This window comes from Hydrogenophaga sp. IBVHS2 (assembly GCF_002127215.1).
Classification (GTDB): domain Bacteria; phylum Pseudomonadota; class Gammaproteobacteria; order Burkholderiales; family Burkholderiaceae_C; genus Hydrogenophaga.
This window is the reverse complement of sequence record NZ_NFUT01000001.1, coordinates 782241-803919: the sequence shown is the minus strand read 5'-3', so window position 1 is coordinate 803919 and position 21679 is coordinate 782241. Positions and strand designations below refer to the sequence as shown.

Genomic DNA, 21679 nt, shown 5'->3' with positions numbered 1-21679 from the left:
CGACGCGTCAGGAGCCGAGCAGGAATTCGCTCACCACGGCGACCTGATCCGGGCTCACCAGGGTGGGCGCATGGCCCACGCCCGGCCAGGTGACCACACGGGGCCGCGGCCCGCGTCCGGCCATGGCTTGCGCCGTGGCCGCCGACAGCAGATCGGAGTCGGCGCCGCGCAGCAGCAGCGTGGGACAGGTGATGGCGTCGAACAGCGACCACAGCATGGCCTCGCCCGCCTGGGCCGATGCCTGGGCGGCCTGCACATCGGCCGCCATCTGGCGGAACGGTGCGGCAATCGCGGGGTCGTAGTGCAGCCACCAGCGGCCGTCCCGCTGCCGCAGCATGGGGCGCGACAGCGCGGCCCATTGCTCCGGGGTGTGGGGGCCGAAACCGGTGGAGATGGTTGCCAGGTAGTCGATGGCCTGCTGCTCGGTCCCGAAGGAAGGATCGGTGCCCACATAACTGCCGATGCGCTGCAGGGCCTCCCACTGGATGGCCGGCCCCACATCGTTGAGCACCAGACGCCGGATGCCCATGCCCGGCTGGGCCGCCAGGGCCATGCCGATGAGCCCGCCCATGCTGGTGCCCACCCAGTCGATGGCAACGTCCGGCCGCTGCTGGCGCAGCGCCATCAGCAGCTGCGCGATGTCGGTGGCGTAGGTGGGGACCTGGTAGCCCGACGGATCGGCCAGCCGGTCGCTGTACCCGCGCCCGGCCACATCGACCGAGACCACGCGCGCCCGCGCCTGCAGCGCACGGGCCAGCACATCGAAATCGCGTCCCTGGCGCGACAGGCCATGCACGCACACCACCACGTGGCCGGTGTCGGTGCCGGTGCAGGGCCAGTCCCACCAGGCCATGCGGCGCGGGCCGCCGGGCGCGCCTTCAGGAACGACGACAAGGTGCTGGAGAACGGGTTCGGTCATGGCGTGAGGGTCACCGGGGACGGTATCGGCGGTCCTCGATAATCGACCGCTCAAAGCTGACCCCATCGTAAAGGAACTGGAGAACCCCATGCTCGCGCGCAAGACCGCCCTCGTCACCGGATCCACCAGCGGCATCGGCCTCGGCATTGCCAAGGCCCTGGCCCGCCAGGGTGCCAACATCGTGCTCAACGGCTTCGGCGAGGTCGAGGCCGCCCAGGCCGAGATCGCAGCGCTCGGCGTGCGGGTGGCCTACCACGGCGCCGACATGAGCAAGCCGGCCGAGATCGAGGACCTCATGGCCTTTGCCGCCCGCGAGTTCGGCCGGGTGGACGTGCTGGTCAACAATGCCGGCATCCAGCACGTGGCCCCGGTGGAGAACTTCCCGGTGGATCGCTGGGATGCCATCATCGCCATCAACCTCAGCAGCGCCTTCCACACCACCCGCCTGGCCTTGCCGGCCATGCGGGAGGCCAACTGGGGCCGCATCATCAACATCGCTTCGGTGCACGGACTGGTGGCATCGGCCGAAAAGTCGGCCTATGTGGCGGCCAAGCACGGCATCGTCGGACTGACCAAGGTCACCGCCCTGGAGACCGCCACCACAGGCGTCACCTGCAACGCCATCTGCCCGGGCTGGGTGCTGACCCCGCTGGTGCAGAAACAGGTGGACGCGCGCGCTGCCGCCCTGGGCGTGAGCAACGAGGAGGCCACGCGGCGGCTGCTGGGCGAGAAGGAACCCTCCATGCAGTTCACCACCCCGGACGAACTGGGCGAGCTGGCGGTGTTCCTGTGCGGGCCGGCCTCGGGCAATGTGCGCGGCGTGGCCTGGAACATGGACGGCGGCTGGGCCGCGCAGTAAGCCGACGCGTGTCAACGCACGTTGATGGAGCCCGACACCGTGACCGAGACGGTGTCGGTGCCGGCCTCCACCGGCAGCGGCGCATCGGCCATGGCGGCCTTGGCCTCCATGGCCATCATGCGGGGCATGGGCCGGGCGCCTTCGTCGGTGGACGAGATGTTCACCGCGCCCAGGGTGTAGCTGCTGAAACCGAAGGCCTTGGTGACCTCGGCAGCACGGGCGCGGAAGCGCTCGATGGCCTGGGCCTGCACGTCGGATTCGAGCTGACGGCGCGCCTCGCGCGAGAGCGAGAAACCCATGCTGTTGACGGTCAGCGTGGAGAGCTTGCCGGCCGTGGCGGTGATCAGGGGCACATCGCGACCCTCGAGCACCAGTTCGGCCGAACCCTGCCAGCCGTTGATCCTGCCGTCGCGGCCGTACCGCGGCGACACGCCGAAGGCACCGCTGCGCACTTCCATCTGCCGGCTGCGCACCTGTGCGCGCGCCGTGGTCAGCGCCGCGTCGATGGCCGTCTTGAGCTGGGCCTGCACGGCCGCCGCATCAGCCCCCTCGCGGGTCAGGCCCATGCGCACCGTCAGCCAGTCCTGTGGCGCCTCCACATGCCCGCTGGCACTCAGGGTGATCTGCTGCTGTGCGGGTGTCGCCTGGGCCCAGACCGGTGGCTGTGCCACGGCGAGCAGGACGACAAGGGCGGAGACGAGCGAACGGTTCATGGGCAGATTCAGGGTTTGATGCGGAATTCGATGGTGCCATGGTGACGGAGCTGCTCGCGCATGCGCTGGCGCTCTTCCAGCGACAACCGATAGGGCTGGAACGGTTCGCCGCCGTTGTCGGCCGACTGGCGCAGCGAGTCGCGCAGGCGGGGCACCGGACGCGCTTCGCCCGGTATGTCGGTTTCGGCCGGTGGCGGCGGCACGACGGCGCTGCCATCGTGCGTGATGCCCGGGGCGCCGGTGGCGTCCGCCGGGGTGCGGTCGCCGTTGGCCCAGGTCAGGTGCAGGGGCAGGGCCAGAAGGCCGGCGCCCATCCATGCGGTTGCTTTCATCGTGGTTGCCTTGCAGGGTGTGACGGGGCATTGTGCGAGGCGATCGGTTGACACTGGAGGGTGTACCGGCAACTTCTGTAACAGCCTGTCAGAAAAACAAAATCCCATTGCTGACAAGCACTTGGCGCTGCCATACTCGCGTTTGTTACATTTTCGAGAGTCCCTGAATGGCCACCAACAACACCCGTCCCAACAAGGTTCTGGTCGTCGACGACGACGTTCGCATCCGCGACCTGCTGCGCCGTTATCTGATGCAGGAAGGCTTCGAAGTGATGCTGGCCGAAGACGGCAAGGCACTCAACCGGGTGCTGCAGCGCGACTCGGTCGACCTGATCGTGCTGGATCTGATGATGCCCGGCGAAGACGGGCTGTCGATCTGCCGCCGCCTGCGCGCCAACGGCGACCGCACCCCCATCATCATGCTCACCGCCAAGAGCGAGGATGTGGACCGCATCGTGGGCCTGGAGGTCGGTGCCGACGACTACCTGGGCAAGCCGTTCAACCCCCGCGAGCTGCTGGCCCGCATCCATGCCGTGCTGCGGCGCCGTCCGCCCACCGAAGTGCCCGGTGCCCCGTCGCAGGACCAGGAGGTGGTGAAGTTCGGCCCGTTCGAATTCGACCTGAGCCTGCGCACCCTGCGCAAGGACGGCGCCGACCTGCCCCTGACCACCGGCGAGTTCGCCATGCTCAAGGCGCTGGTGCGCCATCCGCGCCAGCCGCTGTCGCGGGAGAAGCTGGCCCAGCTGGCCCGCGGCCGTGAATTCGAACCCTTCGACCGCAGCCTCGACGTGCAAGTCTCGCGCCTGCGCAAGCTGATCGAGGAAGACGCCACGTCGCCGCGCTACCTGCAGACCGTCTGGGGCGTGGGCTATGTGTTCGTGCCGGACGGCAACGCCTGATGAGCTTCGAGTCGCGCATCTCGTTCGAGTCGTCGGAAACCGGCAATCTCGAGACGGCGCCCGCGCCGCTGGAGGTCCGGCCCACGCGCGGGGTGAGCCTGTTCTGGCGCACCTTCTTCTTCCTCACGCTGCTGCTGATCGGCTGCATCGTCGCGTGGCTGCAGACCTTCCGCGCGCTCGAATACGAGCCGCGTGCCCTGCAGAGCGCGCAACAGCTGGCCTCGCTGGTCAACCTCAGCCGGGCGGCGCTGGTGCACTCCGACTCCATTGCCCGGGTGTCGCTGGTGAAGACCCTGGCCACCGAGGAAGGCCTGAACATCGCCCCGCGCGAGCCCAACGACACCTTCGAGCTGCACGACTCCGACCCGCTGAGCCGCAGCGTGGCCGACCGCCTGAAGGCGCGCCTGGGACCCGACACGGTGGTGGCGCGCGAGGTCAATGGGCGGCCAGGCCTGTGGATCGGCTTCAGCATCGACGGCGATCCCTACTGGCTGCTCACCGATCCGTCCCGGGTGGGCCCGGTGGCCGGCACCACCTGGCTGATATGGCTGGCCACGGCGGCCCTGCTGTCGCTCACGGGTGCGGCGCTGATCGCGCGCCTGATCAACCGCCCGCTCAAGATGCTGTCGTTTGCCGCCAGCCGGGTGCGTGAAGGCGACTTCAATGCCAGCCAGCTCAGCGAGGCCGTGGCCACCAGCGAGATCCGCGAGGTCAACATCGGCTTCAACCGCATGGCCCAGCGGCTGTCCAAGATCGAGCAGGACCGGGCCCTCATGCTGGCCGGCATCTCCCACGACCTGCGCACGCCACTGGCCCGCCTACGGCTGGAAACCGAGATGAGCGTGGCCGATCCTGCGGCCCGGGAGCACATGGCGGCCGACATCGACCAGGTCAACGCCATCATCGACAAGTTCCTCGATTACGCGCGCCCGGACCACATCCAGCTGCAGGAGGTGAGCCTGAACCAGGTGGTGGAGGCCGCCGTGTTCTCGCTGGGCCAGAACGAGGGCCAGGTGGTCAACATCAACATTCCGCCCGACACCCGCGTCATGGGCGATCCGGTGGAGCTGCAACGGGTGTTCACCAACCTGGTGGAAAACGCCCAGCGCTACGGCCGCAACCCGATCACCGGGGTGCTGCAGATCGACATCGCCGCCAAACCCATGGACGACGCGGTGCTGGTCAAGCTGCGCGACCACGGCAAGGGCGTGCCGGCCGACCAGCTGGCCCAGCTGACCCAGCCGTTCTACCGGGGCGACACCTCGCGCACCTCGGCCACCGGCACCGGTCTGGGCCTGGCCATCGTGGAGCGCGCGGTGGCCCGAATGGGCGGGCGCTTCGCCCTGGCCAACAGCAGCACCGGCGGTCTGGCCGCCCACATGAAGCTGGTCAAGGCGCCCAGCTGACGCCGCGGCCGGGCTTCAGGCCGCCGCCAGCAGCGCCACCGCCCTCGCCTCGATCGACAGCCCCTGCCCCACCGGGCCCAGGCGCTCGGCCGTCTTGGCCTTGACGTTCACCCGGCCCGCCTCCAGCCCGAGGGCGGCGGCAATGCGCTCGACCATGGCCGGAATGTGCGGCGCCAGCTTGGGGGCCTGGGCCACGATGGTGCTGTCCACGTTCACGATGACGTAGCCGGCGGCCCGCACGCGGCGCGCGGCCTCGGCCAGCAGCACCACCGAATCGGCGCCCTTGAACTCGGGATCGGTGTCGGGAAAATGCCGGCCGATGTCGCCCAGGGCTGCCGCGCCCAGCAGCGCATCGGTGATGGCGTGCAGCAATGCATCGGCATCCGAGTGGCCCAGCAGGCCATGGGTGTGCGGTACGGTGATGCCGCCCAACACCAGCGGACGGCCGGGCACCAGGGCATGGGTGTCCCAGCCTTCACCGACCCGCAGGGACAACAAGGGATTCATGAGCGGCTCCTGAGCACGGCCTCGGCCAGTGCGAAATCCTCGGGGTAGGTGATCTTGATGTTGCGCGCCGAGCCGGGCACCAGCAGCGGCCGGTGACCGGCCTGCTCCATGGCACTGGCCTCGTCGGTAATGCCGGCAAAGCCATCCGCTGCTCGCGCCTTCAATGCGTCGATGAGGGCGCCCAGGCGGAACATCTGCGGCGTCTGGGCCAGCCACTTGTCGCTGCGGTCGATGGTGGCGCCCACCCGGCCGGCCTGGCTGGACTTGAGGGTGTCGGGCAGCGGCAGGGCCAGCAGGCCTCCCACCGCATCGGGCAGGCAGGCGTCGATCAGGGCATCGATGGCAGCGGGCTCCACCAGGCAGCGCGCCGCGTCGTGCACCAGCACCCAGTCGGTGTCGGGCACGCCACGCTCGCGCAGCGCCAGCAGGCCGTTGAACACGCTGCCGGCCCGGGTGTCGGCGCCGCCCTCCACCACGCTCACACCGGCGGGCACAGGCTGGGACAACGCCGGCCAGAAGCCGTCGCCCGGCTGCACCACCACCACGGTGGAGGCGATGCGGCCGACATGGGCCAGCGCATCGAGGGTGTGCAGCACCAGGGGGCGCCCGGCCAGCGGCTGGTACTGCTTGGGCACCGGCGCACCGGCGCGCGAGCCCGACCCGGCACAGGGCAGCACCGCGTGACAGGCCGGGGGCGGGACCGGCGCGGGGCGGTCGGGTATGGAGGGGGCGTGCAGGGTCATGAACGGCCCCATTCTAAAATCCACCCATCACACCCCCGGCGGACCGCGCCGGGGGTGTTTGTCTTGCACGGCCGCTGCCGACCACCCGGCCCTCATTCATGGACCTGCCCAAACTCTCTCCCGGCAAACGCCACACCCTGCCCCACCCCGGCGGGTCGGCCGACGCCCTGCTGCTGGCGCAGCTGGCCCTGCGCGAGCGCGCGGCCTCGCGCCTGACCGCCATCGTCACGGCCGATGCCAACGATGCCCAGCGCCTGATCGACGAACTGGCCTTTTTCGCCCCCGACCTGCGCGTCACCCTGTTCCCCGACTGGGAGACCCTGCCCTACGACACCTTCTCGCCCCACCAGGACCTGATCAGCGAGCGGCTGGCCACCTTGTGGCGCATCTCCCAGCGCGACCACGAGGCCGGTGCCGACGTGGTGCTGGTGCCGGCCACCACCGCGCTGTACCGGCTGGCACCGCCGTCCTTCCTCGCAGGCTACACCTTCGAGTTCAAGGTGCGCCAGAAGCTCGACGAGGCACGGCTGAAGGCGCAGCTGACGCTGGCCGGCTACAACCATGTCACCCAGGTGGTGAGTCCGGGCGAGTACGCGGTGCGCGGCGGCCTGATCGACCTCTTTCCGATGGGCAGCCTGGTGCCCTACCGGGTAGACCTGTTCGACGACGAGATCGACAGCATCCGCACCTTCGACCCCGACAGCCAGCGCAGCCTCTATCCGGTGCCCGAGGTGCGGCTGCTGCCCGGGCGCGAATTCCCGATGGACGATGCGGCGCGAGCGCTGTTCCGCAGCCGCTGGCGCGAGCTGCTGGAGGGCGATCCGACCAAGAGCCGCATCTACAAGGACATCGGCAACGGTGTGGCCACCGCCGGCATCGAGTACTACCTGCCGCTGTTCTTCGAGGAAACCGCCACCGTATTCGATTACCTGGGCGAACAGGCCACGGTGGTGCTGCACGGCGACCTGGAGCCGGCCTTCCAGCGGTTCTGGCAGGACACCCGCGACCGCCACCGCCTGCTGCACGGCGACCCGGACCGCCCGGTGCTGCCGCCCGAATCGCTGTTCCTGCAGGCCGAGCAGTTCTACACCCTGGCCAACCGCCATGCCCAGCTGGCCCTGCGCCCCGGCGTCGGCGATGTGACGCACAGCGCCTTCGTGCAGACGCTGCCCACCCTGTCGGTGGTTCGTGGTGCAGAAGACCCGCTGGCCCACCTGCAGGCCCACCTGCGCGCCAGCCCGCACCGCCTGCTGCTGCTCGCCGAGAGCGACGGCCGCCGCGAAAGCCTGCTGGACTTCATCCGCGCCAGCGGCCTGAGCCCGCCGGTGTTCGACTCGCTGGCCGAGTTCCAGGCCAGCGACGAGAAGGTCGGCATGGCCACCGCCGCCCTCAATGCGGGCTTTGCCTGGATCGAGGGCGGCATCGACTTCGTCACCGAGACCGAGCTGTTCTCGGCCGGTCCCACCACGCGCCGTCGCCGCAAGCAGGAGCAGGTGAGCGATGTCGAGGCGCTCATCAAGGACCTGTCCGAGCTCAATGTGGGCGACCCGGTGGTGCACACCCAGCACGGCATCGGCCGCTACCGGGGCCTGGTCAACCTCGACATGGGCGAGAAGAACGCCGACGGCACACCGGCGCTGCAGGAGTTCCTGCACCTGGAATACGCCGACAAGGCGGTGCTGTACGTGCCGGTGAGCCAGCTGCAGCTGATCGGCCGCTACACCGGCGTCAGCGCCGACGAGGCCCCGCTGCACAAGCTGGGCAGCGGCCAGTGGGAAAAGGCCCGACGCAAGGCGGCCGAGCAGGTGCGCGATGCCGCGGCCGAGCTGCTCAACATCTATGCCCGCCGCGCCGCGCGGCAGGGCCACCCGTTCCGCTATTCACCGCAGGACTACGAGACCTTTGCCAACGACTTCGGCTTCGACGAGACCGCCGACCAGCGCGCCGCCATCCACGCCGTGATCCAGGACATGATCAGCCCGCGCCCCATGGACCGGCTGGTGTGTGGCGACGTGGGTTTCGGCAAGACCGAGGTGGCCCTGCGCGCCGCCTTCGTGGCGGTGACCGGCGGCAAGCAGGTGGCCTTCCTGGCGCCCACCACGCTGCTGGCCGAGCAGCACTACCAGACGCTGGTGGACCGTTTCTCGAAATGGCCCGTCAAGGTGGCCGAGATGAGCCGCTTCCGCACCCAGAAGGAAATCACCGCCGCCATGAAAGGCATTGCCGACGGCTCGGTGGACATCGTGGTGGGCACACACAAGCTGCTGAGCGAGAAGACCCAGTTCAAGAACCTGGGCCTGCTCATCATCGACGAGGAACACCGCTTCGGCGTGCGCCACAAGGAAGCCGTCAAGGCCCTGCGCGCCGAGGTCGACGTGCTCACGCTGACCGCCACGCCGATTCCGCGCACCCTGGGCATGGCGCTCGAAGGCCTGCGTGATCTCTCCGTCATCGCCACCGCGCCGCAGCGCCGCCTGGCCATCAAGACCTTTGTGCGCAACGAGGACAAGGGCGTGATCCGCGAGGCCGTGCTGCGCGAACTCAAGCGCGGCGGCCAGGTCTACTTCCTGCACAACGAGGTCGAGACCATCGAGAACCGCCGGGCGCGGCTGGAGGGACTGCTGCCCGAGGCCCGCATCGGCGTGGCCCACGGCCAGATGCCCGAGCGCCAGCTCGAAGCCGTGATGCGCGACTTCGTGGCCCAGCGCACCAACCTGCTGCTGTGCTCGACCATCATCGAGACCGGCATCGACGTGCCCTCGGCCAACACCATCGTCATCAGTCGCGCCGACAAGTTCGGCCTGGCCCAGCTGCACCAGCTGCGCGGCCGGGTCGGCCGCAGCCACCACCAGGCCTATGCCTACCTGCTGGTGCCGGAGATCGAGAGCCTGACCAAGCAGGCCCAGCAGCGGCTGGACGCCATCCAGCAGATGGAGGAGCTGGGCAGCGGCTTCTACCTGGCCATGCACGACCTGGAGATCCGCGGCGCCGGCGAGGTGCTGGGCGAGAACCAGAGCGGCAACATGCTGGAGGTGGGCTTCCAGCTCTACAACGAGATGCTGTCGGAAGCCGTGCGCTCGCTCAAGGCCGGCAAGGAGCCCGACCTGCTGAGCCCGCTGTCGGTCACCACCGACATCAACCTGCACGCACCCGCCCTGCTGCCCAACGACTACTGCGGCGACGTGCACCTGCGCCTGTCGTTCTACAAGAAGCTGGCCACCGCCAAGTCCACCGACCAGGTCGATGCGCTGCTGGAGGAGATCGTCGACCGCTTCGGCAAACTGCCGCCGCAGGCCCAGACCCTGATCGATGTGCACCGTCTGCGTGTGCTCAGCACACCCTACGGCGTGGTGAAGGTGGACGCAGCGCCCGGGGTGACGAACATCACCTTCCGCCCCAACCCGCCGGTGGAGCCCATGCGCATCATCGAGCTCATCCAGAAGAACAAGCACATCAAGCTGGCCGGCAACGAGAAGCTGCGCATCGAGAAGGCGCTGCCCGAGGTCAAGGACCGGGTGCAGCTGGTGCGCGACGTGCTGCGATCGCTCGGCCAACCCGTCCAGTCCGCTGAAACCATCTGACCACCATGACCCCTGCCCAGACCATCGCCCCCGGCCTCACCGTGCGCGGCTTCACGCCGCCCCTGAAGCTGTCCGACTTCAAGCTGATCGCCTTCGACATGGACTCCACGCTCATCAACATCGAGTGCGTGGACGAGATTGCGGACGCCGTGGGCCGCAAGGCCGAGGTGTCGGCCATCACCGAAGCCGCCATGCGCGGCGAGATCACCGACTACAAGGACAGCCTGCGCCGGCGCGTGGCCCTGCTGCGCGGCGTGACCGTGGCCGACATGGAGCGCGTGCTGACCGAGCGCCTGCAGCTCAACCCTGGTGCCCAGGCCCTGGTGCAGGCCTGCAAGGCCGCTGGCCTGAAGGTGCTGCTGGTCTCGGGCGGGTTCACCTTCTTCGCCCACGTGGTGCGCGACAAGCTGGGCATCGACTTCGTGCGGGCCAACGTGCTGGAGGTCGAAAGCGGCCCGAACTGCGGCCAGCTCACCGGCCGCATGGTCGACCAGCCCTGGGGCGACATCTGCGATGGCGCCGAGAAGCGCCGCACCCTGCTGGAGGTGGCTTCGCTGCTGGGCATCGAGCCCTCGCAGTGCATTGCCATGGGCGATGGTGCCAACGATCTGCCCATGATGGGCGTGGCCGGCCTGTCGGTGGCTTACCACGCCAAGCCGGCCGTGCGCGAACAGGCCATGGTGTCCATCGAACAGGGCGGCCTGGACCGCCTGCTGGAAGTGCTGCGCTGAGCTCAGCCGCCGGCCCGGCGCACCGTGTGGCCGGCCTTCTGCAGCCAGGCCATGACCCGCTCCACATGGTCGCCCTGGATCTCGATCACGCCGTCCTTCACCGTGCCGCCGGTGCCGCACACCGCCTTGAGCTGCTTGCCCAGCGCGGCCAGCGGCTCGGGCAGCAGCAGCACGCCGCGCACCACCGTCACCGTCTTGCCGCCGCGTCCCGCCGTCGACCGCGACACCCGCACGATGCCGTCACCCTGCGGCAAGGCGGGTTGCCCGCAGCGGCAGGCGGTCAGGGGCTGGCGGCAGTCAGGGCACATGCGGCCTGCCTCGGTGGAATACACCAGACCGCTGGATGAGGACGTTTTTTTCATGGCCGGGATGGTAGCCGGCCGCATACTGGCGGGTCACTCCGCCGCGAACGCATGAACTTCTCTTCCCTGGGGCTGATGCCCACGCTGGCCGACAGCGCCCGCGCCCTCGGCTTCGACGCACCCACCCCCATCCAGCAGGCCGCACTGCCACCCGCCCTGGCCGGGCAGGACCTGCTGGCCACCGCCCCCACCGGCTCGGGAAAAACCGCCGCCTTCGCCCTGCCGCTGCTGCAGCGGCTGCTCTCCACCCCGGTGCCGCAGCGCCGCACCCGGGCGCTGGTGCTGGTGCCCGCGCGCGAGCTGGCCGCCCAGGTGGGCGAGGTCCTGCGGGCCTTGGCCCAGCCCCTCAATGCCCGCCTGCGCGTGGCCGTGCTGTTCGGTGGCGTGTCCATCAACCCGCAGCTCATGGGCCTGCGCGGCGGGGCCGATGTGGTGGTGGCCACGCCCGGCCGCCTGCTGGACGTGGTGCGCCACAACGCCCTGCGGCTCGATGCCGTGCAGACCCTGGTGCTCGACGAGGCCGACCGCCTGCTCGACCTGGGCTTTGCCGCCGAGCTGGACGAGGTGCTGGCCCTGCTGCCAGCCCAGCGACAGACGCTGATGTTCTCGGCCACCTTCGACGACCGCATCCGCACCCTGGCCGAGCGCCTGCTGCAGGCCCCGCGACACATCGATCTGCCGGCCCAGGGCGCCGACGCTCCGCCGGTGCTGCAACGCGCCATCGCGGTCGACACCGCCCGCCGCACCGCCCTGCTGCGCCACCTGCTCGACACGCAGCAGCCCGACCGCGCCCTGGTGTTCGTGGCCAGCCAGCACGCGGCCGACCATGTGGCCGCCAAGCTCAACCGCGAAGACCGTTACGCGACCCCCTTCCATGGCGGCCTGAGCCAGGGTGCGCGCCAGGAGGTGCTGGCCGAGTTCCGGCAGAAACGCTGGGACGTGGTGGTCACCACCGACCTGGCCGCGCGCGGCCTGGACATCGAGGACATGCCGCTGGTGGTCAACTACGACCTGCCCCGCTCCGCCGATGACCATGTGCACCGCATCGGCCGCACCGGCCGCGCCGGGCGCAGCGGCCAGGCCATCAGCTTCGTCACCGCCGCCGCGCAGGCGCAATGGAACCTGATCCAGAAACGCCAGGGCATGAGCCTGCCGCTGGAGGTGCTGCCCGGCTTCGAGCCGACCGAAACCCCGCCGCCGGCCGCGCCCGGCAACGGTGGCATCAAGGGCAAGCGCCCGAGCAAGAAGGACAAGCTGCGGGCCGCTGCCGCAGCCGGCGGCATGCCCCCCGTCAAACCACCCGGTCGCTGATCACCTGCGTGGTGGGACGGCTGCCGGCAAACGAAGGGCGCTGCTCGATGCGCTCGCTGAAGGCGGCCAGGTTCGGGTACTGCTGAGGCCAGTCCAAGTGCGGCCAGCGCACCTTCAGGTAACCCAGCAGCGTGCCGGTGGCCACGTCGGCCAGCGTGAATCGATCACCCACGCAGAACCCGCGATCGCCCACCACGCGGGCCAGTTCGCGCAACGCACCATCCACCTTGCGACGCTGGCGGTCGATCCAGGGCTGGCTGCGATGGTCTTCGGGTCGGGCGTTCTCGAACAACTGCAGGATGAGCGCGTCGCACGCGCCATCGCAGATCACCTCGATGCGCTTGACCGCAAACCGCGCATCCATGTCGGCGGGCATCAGCGCCGGTTCAGGGTGTCGTGCCTCGATCCACTCATTGATCAGCCGCGACTCGAACACGCTGCTGCCGTCCGGGCAGATCAGCACCGGGAGCTTTTCCAGCGGATTCCAGCGCGGCGTCTGGGTATCGCTGTTCCATGGCACCTCGGTGATGAGGTCGAACGGAATGCCCTTCTCTGCCAGCTGGATGCGCACCTTGCGTGCGTACGGACTGGGCTTGGCGCTGAGCAGCTGGTACATGGGTGGGCCTTTGCAATGTGACCCCCCAGTGTCCGGCGTCGGCCCGCCGGGAGCCATTGCCGAGCCGGCAAGAGAGGCTTGCGGGGACGGCAAAGCGGATCGACCGGAATGGGAAGCCGTCACTGCCGCCGCGGGTCCCGCGGGACGCCTGAAGCACCGGGCCTGGCGGCCCGGTCGGGATCATGCGGGAGCGACAGGTCGCGGTTCAGCGGCGCTGGTCGGCCGGTATTTCGCCCCGGATCGTCAGCACCCGCTCGATGCTGCGGCACAGCTCTTCCACCGTGTCGGGCTTGTGCAGCAGCTCGGCCACGCCGATCTCGGCACTGCGGGCGCGAAGCTCGTCGCTGATGAAGCCGGATGCGATCACCACGGGCAGCCGGTAGCCCTGCGCCTGCATGGCCGCGGCCAGGTCCAGGCCGGACATGCCCGGCATGTTGTGGTCGGTGATGCAGAGATCGAAGCGGTCGGCACCGGCGGCCAGCACTTCAAGCGCATCCATCGGCGTCTCGCAGGTGTGCACCTGGTAGCCGTTGCGCTCCAGGAAGCGCCGCACCAGGAAGGCCATGGCATCGTCGTCGTCCACATACAGGATGCGGGAGACCGGATGCGGCAGGTGCGGCGCAGGCGCTGCGGTGGATTCGAGGTGGGCAGCCGTGTCGCGCTGAGGGCTCTGGACCGACAGTGCGGCCGGCAGCCACAGGCTGAACGTGGTGCCGGCGCCCGGGGTGCTGGCCACGCGCAGCACGGCGCCGTGCTCGGCCAGGATGCCGTGCACCACCGCCAGGCCGAGCCCGGTGCCCTGCCCCACCGGCTTGGTGGTGAAGAAGGGCTCGAAGATGCGCGACAGGGTGGCCGCGTCCATGCCGCTGCCGTTGTCCTGCACCACCAGGCACACGCCATGGCCGGGCCAGCCGCACGGCGGCAGCACCTGCAGCTCGCCGGGCGCGGCCGGTCCGATGTCGCCCTGCCAGGCGCTGGCTGCCACCGACACCCGCCCCTCGGGACGTCCGTGCAGCGCCTGCAGCGCATTGCCGATGAGGTTGAGCAGCACCTGCTCGATCTGGGTGGCGTTGGCCATGAGCGGCGGCAGATCGGGCTGGGCATCGAGCAGCAGCTGGGCGCCCGGCGGCACCGCCGCACGCAGCATCGACTCGGCCTCGGTCAGCAGTGCATGCAGCCGCACCACCGAACGCTGGTTGCTCTGGCGCCGGCCGAAGGCCAGGATCTGCTGCACCAGATCGCGGGCCCGCCGGCCCGCCTTGCGGATCTCCTGCAGGCTCACCGCACCGGCGCTGTCGGGGGGTACATCGCCCAACGCCAGCTCGACGTTGCCCAGAATGGCCGCCACGATGTTGTTGAAATCGTGCGCGATGCCGCCGGCCATGGTGCCCAGCGCCTCCATCTTCTGCGACTCGCGCAGCTGCAGCTCCAGCGAACGGCGCTGGGCCTCGGCCTTCATCTCCTCGTCCAGCGAACGCATCACCAGCACCGCGCCGCTGCGCCCTCCGGATTCGTCCTGCAGCGCCGATACCGATACCTGCACCCATTCCTCCGAACCGTCGCGGTGCTGCAGCTTCACCTTCTCCAGCCGAAGGTGGCGTGTGCCCTGCTGCAGGGTCCGCGCCACGGCGGCGGACGGGGTCGGTGCATCGTCTGCATGCCACTGCACCACGTCCTTGATCGAGCGACCCAGCGAGAGCGCGCGAGGCGCCCCGGTGAGATCGGCTGCCACCTGGTTCATGAACAGCACAAGCCCGCTGGTGTCGGTGGCCACCACCCCCTCGGTCACGCCTTGCAGCACCGTCTCCAGCCATTCGCTCTGCTGGCGCATCTCCGATTCGGCCACCTGCCGGCGCGACACCTCGCGCTTGAGGGCCTCGATCTGCTGGTTGAGCACCTCGAACTGCGAATTGCCCAGCCGCAGTTCGGTGAGCCGGCACCAGAGCAGGGCCTTGGTGTCGGCTGCAGCGGCATCCAGCAAGGCGATTTCCACCCGGCACGGCAGCACGCGGCCGTCGGCGGTGCGCCAGTCCAGCCGGCCCGGCGTGGGCACTGCGCTGCGCAGACCCTGCTTGATCAGCGCCGTGCAGCGCGTGGTGTCGTCGGCCACCAGGCTGGCCAGGGTCTGCACACCGAAGTGAGTCTCGCTGCGCCCCAGCAAGCGCAACGCAGCCCGGTTGGCGTGGCGGAGCAGACCGTCTTCATCGATCAGGAGGATGGGGTCGGGCAGGCCCGCGAACAGTCGCTCCAGCGGCTTGATCGCCAGCAACGGCGAGCGCCGCTGGGGGTCAGACACGGAAATACTCGCGGCCGTCGGCAGCGTCGGCATCGGCGCTGGCCTTGAAGAAGACGGTGACGCGGCAGGTGGGTGCGCCCTGGGCGATGGTCTGATCGAGAACCACCTTGGACCGGCCCAGGTTCTGGGCCGTGATGGTGCCGAACACGTTGGAGGTCATCATGCACATCGAGGGCCGGCCCAGCACCTTGTCACCGAAGGGGCAGGCCCGGTTGCCCAGAACCACCCGGTCCTCGGTGACCTCGATGACATGAAAGTCGCCCTGGATGCGGCGCTTGAGGTCCACCAGCACCGCCACCACCTGGTCCCGGTTGAGCTGGGGCGTGCCCAGTGCCTGTCGGTACTCGGCGTCGATCCAGTCGCCCATGCGCTGACCCACCACACTGATGAAGCCGGAGGCCTCGTCCAGGCCCACCACGTTTTCCAGCGTGCCGGCCAGTTCGCGCACCAGGGTTCGCAGGAACAGGTCCCGCTCCAGGGGCATGGAGGTTTCGCTGGGCTGGGTGGGCGAGGTGGCGTTCATGGATTGCTCCTTTGGGTCCATGTTGCCTTGAATTAATGCACAGTCACCGAAGAACCGGGCAAAAACCCAAAGGTAAGCATTGGTAAACAGGGTCGAACAGGGCCATGCCGCCAACAAAAAAGCCCTTGAACCGCGGGTTCAAGGGCTTTTGTCTGGTGGGCGGTGCAGGGTTCGAACCTGCGACCCCTGCCGTGTGAAGGCAGTGCTCTACCACTGAGCTAACCGCCCGATCAGGGTGGCGACCTGCTGTTGCCAGCAAGCCGCCCAATCTGTCGGAAGCCTCAGATTATAGCCAGCTTTTCGGGGGTATCGAAAGCGGGCCGCAATTTTTTCAGGCGGGCGCTGCGTCGAGCGTGCGCCACAGGGTCCTGCCCTTGCTGGCCTTGTCGAGGTCGCCCAGCACGGCTTCGTGGGCCTGGGCCTCCTGGTCGTTGGCCCGCAGCACCGGCAGGTCGAACTGGCGCAGATCGACCACCTCGGTCACACCGGCCTCGCCCGGCGCATCGCCGCTGTCGATGAGCAGCGCATCCTGCCCGCGTGTCATGTTGATGTACACGTCGGCCAGCAGTTCGGCGTCCAGCAGCGCGCCGTGCAGCGTGCGGCCCGAGTTGTCGACGCCCAGCCGGTCGCACAAGGCATCCAGGCCATTGCGCTTGCCCGGGAACATCTCCTTGGCCATGACCAGGCTGTCGGTCACGCCGGCCACCACGCTGGTGATGGGCGGCCGGCCCAGGCGCTCCATCTCCTTGTTCAGGAAGGCGATGTCGAACGGGGCGTTGTGGATGATGAGTTCAGCCCCGCGCAGGTACTCGATCAGCTCGTCGGCAATGGCAGCGAACTTGGGCTTGTCGCGCAGGAACTCGTTGCTGATGCCGTGCACCTTGAGCGCGTCTTCGTGGCTGTCGCGCTCCGGGTTGACGTAGTGGTGCAGGTTGTGGCCGGTGAGCTTGCGGTTGAGCAGCTCCACGCAACCGATCTCGATGATGCGGTCGCCGTTGTCGGCCGACAGGCCGGTGGTTTCGGTATCGAGAACGATCTGGCGCATGGGAGCGTGGGGGTCAGTGATTCTCTTTGGCGTGGTTGATCGTGTACTTGGGAATCTCGATCGTCACGTCCTTCTGCGCCAGGATGGCCTGGCAGCTCAGGCGCGAGTTCGGCTCCAGGCCCCAGGCGCGGTCGAGCAGGTCGTCTTCGGTCTCGTCGGCTTCGTTCAGGCTGGCAAAGCCTTCGCGCACCACCACGTGGCAGGTGGTGCAGGCGCAGCTCATGTCGCAGGCGTGTTCGATGTTGACACCGTTGTCGAGCAGGGCCTCGCAGATAGAGGTGCCGGCCGGCGCGGTGATGGTCTTGCCCTCGGGGGCGTATTCGGCGTGGGGCAGGATCTTGATCGTGGGCATGGTGGTGTTCAGACTTCTTCGAGTTTCTTGCCGGCCAGGGCCTGCTGGATGCCGCGGTTCATGCGCTGGGCCGCAAAGGCCTCGGTGCCCTTGGCCAGGGCGTCGGTGGCGGCCTCGACCACGGCGGCGTCCTCGCTGGACACGGCGGCCTGCAGCGCGGTCATGAGGGTGTCGATGGCGGCGCGTTCGTCCGGGTTGAGCAGGTCGCCATCAGCGGCCAGGGCCGAGCGGGTGGCGACCAGCATGCGGTCGGCGTCCACCCGGGCTTCGACGAGGGCCCGGGCCTGCATGTCCTGCTGGGCGGTGGCAAAGCTGTCCTGCAGCATGGCGGCGATCTGTTCATCGCTCAGGCCGTAAGCCGGCTTCACATCGATGCGCGCCTCCACCCCGCTGCCCTGCTCTTTGGCGGTCACCGACAGCAGACCGTCGGCGTCCACGGTGAAGGTCACGCGGATGCGGGCGGCGCCAGCCGCCATGGGCGGAATGCCGCGCAGCGTGAAGCGGGCCAGGCTGCGGCAGTCGGCCACCAGATCGCGCTCGCCCTGCACCACGTGCAGCGACAAGGCGGTCTGGCCGTCCTGGTAGGTGGTGAAGTCCTGGGCGAGTGCGGCGGGGATCGGGGTGTTGCGCGGCACGATGCGCTCGACCAGCCCGCCCATGGTCTCGATGCCCAGCGACAGCGGGATCACATCGAGCAGCAGCAGATCGCCGTCGCGGCTGTTGCCCGCCAGGGCATTGGCCTGGATGGCGGCGCCCAGCGCCACCACCTCGTCGGGATTGAGGTTGACCAGCGGGTCGCGGCCAAAGAACTCGCCCACGGTGCGGCGGATGACCGGCATGCGGGTGGAGCCGCCGACCATGACCACGCCCTGCACCTCGTCACGGGTGATGCCGGCGTCGCGCAGCACCTTGCGCACGGCAGCCATGGTGCGGTCGGTGAGCGCGCGGGTGCTGGCTTCGAAGTCGGCACGGGCCACGTCGCGTTCGACCCGCTGGCCACCCACGGTGGCGGAAAAACGAGCCGTGTCGGCGTCGGTCAGGGCCTCCTTCACGCGGCGGGCCTCGCGGTGCAGGCCGGCGCGCTCCGAGGCGTTGCCGGGCATGTCCAGACCGGCCTGGGCCAGCACCCAGGCGGCCAGAGACTGGTCGTAGTCGTCACCGCCCAGGGCGGAATCGCCACCGGTGGCCATGACCTCGAACACGCCGCGGGTCAGCCGCAGGATGGAGATGTCGAAGGTGCCGCCGCCGAGGTCGTAGATGGCATAGACGCCCTCGCTGCCGTTGTCCAGACCGTAGGCGATGGCAGCGGCGGTGGGCTCGTTGATCAGGCGCAGCACGTGGATGCCGGCGAGCTGGGCCGCATCCTTGGTGGCCTGGCGCTGCGCGTCGTCGAAATAGGCCGGCACGGTGATGACCGCGCCATACAGATCGTCGTTGAAGCTGTCTTCGGCACGGAAGCGCAGCGTGGCCAGGATCTCGGCGCTGACCTCCATGGGGGTCTTGCGACCGGCCACGGTCTCGACCACGGCCATGCCGTTGTCGTCCACCACGGCATACGAGAGCTTGTCGACATCGGCCACCTGGTCACGGCGTCGGCCCATCAGGCGCTTGACCGAGCTGATGGTGTTGGCCGGATCGTCCACCTGCGCGGCCAGTGCATCAAAGCCGATCTGTCGGCCCGAGCCACCCTGGGCGGGGTCGAGGTAACGCACCACGCTGGGCAGGATGACCCGGCCGTCTTCGGCCGGCAGGCACTCGGCCACACCGTGCCGCACCGAGGCCACCAGCGAATGGGTGGTGCCCAGGTCGATGCCCACCGCCACGCGCCGCTGGTGCGGGTCGAGCGACTGGCCGGGTTCGGAAATCTGCAGAAGCGCCATGGGGGAAATGTCCTACCGGGGAAATCGCCTATTGTCCCTGCTGATCGAGCCGAAGCTCGACATCGCGGGCAAAGCGCTCAATGAACATGAGGGCTCTGACTTGACGGGCCAGCGCCGGAAAGTCGCGCTGCTCGTCGGCGGTGACGCGCAGCGCCTCCACCCGGCTGCGGCGGCTGGCGGCCACCTCGTCGGCCAGGCGCTCCAGTTCGGCGGCGTCGCGGGCCTCGTCCAGCTGCTCGCGCCACTCCATCTGCTGCATCAGGAAGTCCGGCGGCATGGCGGTATTGCTCTCGGCCTCGATGGGCGCACCGTTGAGCTCACACAGGTAGGCCGCACGCCTGAGCGGGTCCTTCAGGCGCTGGTAGGCCTCGTTGATGCGCACCGACCACTGCATGGCCAGCCGCTGGGATGCGGCATCGGCCGAGGCGAACCGGTCGGGGTGGGCTTCACGCTGCAGGTCCTTCCAGCGCGCATCGACCGCAGCGCGGTCGATGCCGAAAGCCGGGCTGAGCCCGAACAGCTCGAAATCGTTGGATTGCAGGTTCATGGAAAAGAAATGCCGCCGGGGCGCAGGCGCACAGGCGGCAGGCAGGCAGAGCGGTCGGACAGTGTCAGACCCTGAAACTCTCGCCGCAACCGCAACGGTCGCGCTCGTTGGGGTTGTGGAAACGGAAGCCCTCGTTCAGGCCTTCGCGCACGAAATCGAGCTGCGTGCCGTCGATGTAGGCCAGGCTCTTGGGGTCCACCAGCACCTTGACGCCGTTCTCCTCGAACACCACGTCCTCGGGCGCAATCTCGTCGGCGTACTCCAGCTTGTAGGCCAGGCCGGAGCAGCCGGTGGTCTTGACGCCCAGGCGTACGCCCACGCCCTTGCCCCGCTTGGCAATGTAGCGGGTGACGTGGCGGGCAGCGGCTTCGGAAATCGTGACGGCCATGGCGATCAGCTGGCAGCGCCGTGCTTCTTGCGGTAGTCGTCCACGGCCGCCTTGATGGCGTCTTCGGCCAGGATGGAGCAGTGGATCTTCACCGGCGGCAGGGCCAGTTCTTCGGCGATCTGGCTGTTCTTCAGGGCAGCCGCCTCGTCCAGCGTCTTGCCCTTGACCCATTCGGTCACCAGCGAGCTCGATGCGATGGCCGAGCCGCAGCCGTAGGTCTTGAAGCGCGCGTCCTCGATCACGCCGGTGGAGGGGTTCACCTTGATCTGCAGCTTCATCACGTCACCGCAGGCCGGGGCGCCCACCATGCCGGTACCCACGGAGTCGTCGCCCTTGTCGAAGGAGCCGACGTTGCGGGGGTTCTCGTAGTGGTCAACGACCTTTTCGGAATAAGCCATGGTTGTTCTCCTGATGCGTGGGGTTCAGTGGGCGGCCCACTGGATGGTGGACAGATCGACGCCGTCCTTGAACATCTCCCACAGGGGCGAGAGTTCGCGCAGCTTGGCCACGTTCTCGCGGATGGTGGCGATGGCGTAGTCGATCTCTTCTTCGGTGGTCCAGCGGCCGATGGTCATACGCAGGCTGCTGTGCGCGAGTTCGTCGCTGCGGCCCAGGGCGCGCAGCACATAGCTCGGCTCCAGGCTGGCCGAGGTGCAGGCCGAGCCCGACGACACCGCCAGACCCTTGATGCCCATGATCAGCGACTCGCCCTCGACGTAGTTGAAGCTCATGTTGAGGTTGTGCGGCACGCGGCGGGTCTCGTGGCCGTTGATGAACACTTCCTCGATGTCCTTCAGGCCAGCCAGCAGCCGATCCTGCAGCGCCTTGATGCGGCGGTTTTCCTCGTGCATCTCGGCTTTGGCGATGCGGTAGGCCTCACCCATGCCCACGCACTGGTGGGTGGGCAGCGTGCCCGAACGCATGCCGCGCTCATGACCGCCGCCGTGCATCTGGGCCTCGATGCGGATGCGCGGCTTGCGGCGCACATACAGGGCGCCGATGCCCTTGGGACCGTAGGTCTTGTGCGAGGTCAGGCTCATGAGGTCGACCGGCAGGGTCTGCAGGTCGATGTCCACCCGGCCGGTGGCCTGGGCAGCGTCCACATGGAAGATCACGCCCTTCTCGCGGCAGATGGCGCCGATGGCGGCGATGTCCTGGATCACGCCGATCTCGTTGTTGACGAACATGACCGACGCCAGGATGGTGTCCGGGCGGATGGCCGCGCGGAAGGCGTCGAGATCCAGCAGACCGTCGGCCTGCACGTCCATGTAGGTGACCTCGAAGCCTTGACGTTCCAGCTCGCGCATGGTGTCGAGCACGGCCTTGTGCTCGGTCTTGACGGTGATGAGGTGCTTGCCCTTGCCCTTGTAGAACTGGGCAGCGCCCTTGATGGCCAGGTTGTTGGACTCGGTGGCGCCGCTGGTCCAGACGATCTCGCGCGGGTCGGCATTGATCAGGGCGGCCACCTGCTCCCGGGCGGTCTCGACCGCCTTCTCGGCTTCCCAGCCCCAGGCGTGGCTGCGCGAGGCCGGGTTGCCGAAGTGTTCACGCAGCCAGGGAATCATGGCGTCCACCACGCGCGGGTCGCACGGGTTGGTGGCGCTGTAATCCATGTAGATGGGGAAGTGGGGAGTGCTCATGGCTGGCAGACGTAGGCTGGCTGAAAAAG

The 21679-nt window shown here is 68.7% G+C and carries 22 protein-coding genes and 1 tRNA gene; 6 read left to right on the top strand and 17 right to left on the bottom strand.

Annotated elements, in window-relative coordinates:
- Positions 1–7: 7 nt before the first annotated feature.
- Positions 8–919 carry an alpha/beta fold hydrolase gene (locus tag CAP38_RS03970; RefSeq protein ID WP_086119544.1) on the bottom strand — a complete coding sequence of 304 codons (912 nt, stop codon included), beginning with the start codon at positions 917–919 and terminating at the stop codon, positions 8–10.
- Between the two features lie 88 nt (positions 920–1007).
- On the opposite strand from CAP38_RS03970, the gene CAP38_RS03965 reads away from it, so the two are divergent.
- Positions 1008–1778, top strand: coding sequence for a 3-hydroxybutyrate dehydrogenase (locus CAP38_RS03965; RefSeq protein ID WP_086119543.1), 771 nt, complete (start codon positions 1008–1010; stop codon positions 1776–1778).
- Positions 1779–1789: 11 nt separating this feature from the next.
- Here the strand turns inward: CAP38_RS03965 and CAP38_RS03960 are convergent, their stop codons facing one another.
- Positions 1790–2491 carry an SIMPL domain-containing protein gene (locus tag CAP38_RS03960; protein ID WP_086119542.1) on the bottom strand — a complete coding sequence of 234 codons (702 nt, stop codon included), beginning with the start codon at positions 2489–2491 and terminating at the stop codon, positions 1790–1792.
- 8 nt (positions 2492–2499) lie between these two features.
- Entirely contained in the window at positions 2500–2823 is a 324-nt protein-coding gene (locus tag CAP38_RS03955; RefSeq protein ID WP_143435748.1) for a hypothetical protein, read from the bottom strand.
- 167 nt (positions 2824–2990) lie between these two features.
- On the opposite strand from CAP38_RS03955, the gene ompR reads away from it, so the two are divergent.
- Positions 2991–3722, top strand: coding sequence for a two-component system response regulator OmpR (ompR, locus tag CAP38_RS03950; protein WP_086119540.1), 732 nt, complete (start codon positions 2991–2993; stop codon positions 3720–3722).
- Positions 3722–5128, top strand: a complete 1407-nt coding sequence (locus CAP38_RS03945; protein WP_086119539.1) for a sensor histidine kinase — start codon at positions 3722–3724, stop codon at positions 5126–5128. Before ompR ends, CAP38_RS03945 begins: the two co-directional genes overlap by 1 nt.
- 15 nt (positions 5129–5143) lie before the next feature.
- Here CAP38_RS03945 and ispF read toward each other — a convergent pair whose 3' ends face one another.
- Positions 5144–5623, bottom strand: coding sequence for a 2-C-methyl-D-erythritol 2,4-cyclodiphosphate synthase (ispF, locus tag CAP38_RS03940; protein WP_086119762.1), 480 nt, complete (start codon positions 5621–5623; stop codon positions 5144–5146).
- Positions 5624–5631: 8 nt separating this feature from the next.
- Entirely contained in the window at positions 5632–6378 is a 747-nt protein-coding gene (ispD, locus tag CAP38_RS03935; protein ID WP_086119763.1) for a 2-C-methyl-D-erythritol 4-phosphate cytidylyltransferase, read from the bottom strand.
- Between the two features lie 98 nt (positions 6379–6476).
- Between ispD and mfd the strand changes: the two genes are divergently transcribed.
- Entirely contained in the window at positions 6477–9959 is a 3483-nt protein-coding gene (gene mfd / locus CAP38_RS03930; RefSeq protein WP_086119538.1) for a transcription-repair coupling factor, read from the top strand.
- A 5-nt stretch (positions 9960–9964) separates the two neighbouring features.
- Positions 9965–10690, top strand: coding sequence for a phosphoserine phosphatase SerB (serB, locus tag CAP38_RS03925; protein ID WP_086119537.1), 726 nt, complete (start codon positions 9965–9967; stop codon positions 10688–10690).
- A 2-nt stretch (positions 10691–10692) separates the two neighbouring features.
- On the opposite strand, the gene CAP38_RS03920 is transcribed toward serB, so the two are convergent.
- Positions 10693–11052, bottom strand: a complete 360-nt coding sequence (locus tag CAP38_RS03920) for a translation initiation factor Sui1 (protein WP_086119536.1) — start codon at positions 11050–11052, stop codon at positions 10693–10695.
- A 51-nt stretch (positions 11053–11103) separates the two neighbouring features.
- Between CAP38_RS03920 and CAP38_RS03915 the strand changes: the two genes are divergently transcribed.
- A complete protein-coding gene (locus CAP38_RS03915; protein WP_086119535.1) occupies positions 11104–12363 on the top strand; it encodes a DEAD/DEAH box helicase in 1260 nt (419 codons plus the stop codon).
- On the opposite strand, the gene CAP38_RS03910 is transcribed toward CAP38_RS03915, so the two are convergent.
- The 11 genes from CAP38_RS03910 to CAP38_RS03860 form a co-directional block, all read right to left on the bottom strand.
- The gene (locus tag CAP38_RS03910) at positions 12344–12979 is read right to left on the bottom strand and encodes a glutathione S-transferase family protein (protein WP_256924247.1); all 636 of its coding nucleotides are present in this window, start codon (positions 12977–12979) and stop codon (positions 12344–12346) included. The genes CAP38_RS03915 and CAP38_RS03910 overlap by 20 nt on opposite strands.
- A 205-nt stretch (positions 12980–13184) precedes the next feature.
- Positions 13185–15275 (bottom strand): ATP-binding protein, encoded by a 2091-nt coding sequence (locus tag CAP38_RS03905; protein ID WP_179188439.1) that lies wholly within the window; start codon positions 15273–15275, stop codon positions 13185–13187.
- Entirely contained in the window at positions 15268–15798 is a 531-nt protein-coding gene (locus CAP38_RS03900; protein WP_086119532.1) for a methanogen output domain 1-containing protein, read from the bottom strand. Before CAP38_RS03900 ends, CAP38_RS03905 begins: the two co-directional genes overlap by 8 nt.
- Before the next feature lie 153 nt (positions 15799–15951).
- Positions 15952–16026: transfer RNA gene (locus CAP38_RS03895), tRNA-Val, on the bottom strand.
- Positions 16027–16129: 103 nt separating this feature from the next.
- On the bottom strand, positions 16130–16843 hold the full coding sequence (dnaQ, locus tag CAP38_RS03890; protein ID WP_086119531.1) for a DNA polymerase III subunit epsilon: 714 nt from the start codon (positions 16841–16843) through the stop codon (positions 16130–16132).
- Positions 16844–16856: 13 nt separating this feature from the next.
- Positions 16857–17195, bottom strand: a complete 339-nt coding sequence (gene fdx / locus CAP38_RS03885; protein ID WP_086119530.1) for an ISC system 2Fe-2S type ferredoxin — start codon at positions 17193–17195, stop codon at positions 16857–16859.
- Between the two features lie 8 nt (positions 17196–17203).
- Positions 17204–19075 (bottom strand): Fe-S protein assembly chaperone HscA, encoded by a 1872-nt coding sequence (hscA, locus tag CAP38_RS03880; protein WP_086119529.1) that lies wholly within the window; start codon positions 19073–19075, stop codon positions 17204–17206.
- 28 nt (positions 19076–19103) lie between these two features.
- Complete coding sequence (gene hscB / locus CAP38_RS03875) at positions 19104–19622, bottom strand: Fe-S protein assembly co-chaperone HscB (protein WP_086119528.1); 519 nt, start codon at positions 19620–19622, stop codon at positions 19104–19106.
- Between the two features lie 64 nt (positions 19623–19686).
- Positions 19687–20010: an iron-sulfur cluster assembly protein IscA gene (gene iscA, locus CAP38_RS03870; RefSeq protein WP_086119527.1), complete on the bottom strand. Its 324-nt coding sequence runs from the start codon at positions 20008–20010 to the stop codon at positions 19687–19689.
- 5 nt (positions 20011–20015) lie between these two features.
- Positions 20016–20408: a Fe-S cluster assembly scaffold IscU gene (iscU, locus tag CAP38_RS03865; RefSeq protein ID WP_086119526.1), complete on the bottom strand. Its 393-nt coding sequence runs from the start codon at positions 20406–20408 to the stop codon at positions 20016–20018.
- Between the two features lie 24 nt (positions 20409–20432).
- Positions 20433–21650: an IscS subfamily cysteine desulfurase gene (locus tag CAP38_RS03860; RefSeq protein WP_086119525.1), complete on the bottom strand. Its 1218-nt coding sequence runs from the start codon at positions 21648–21650 to the stop codon at positions 20433–20435.
- Between the last annotated feature and the right edge of the window lie 29 nt (positions 21651–21679).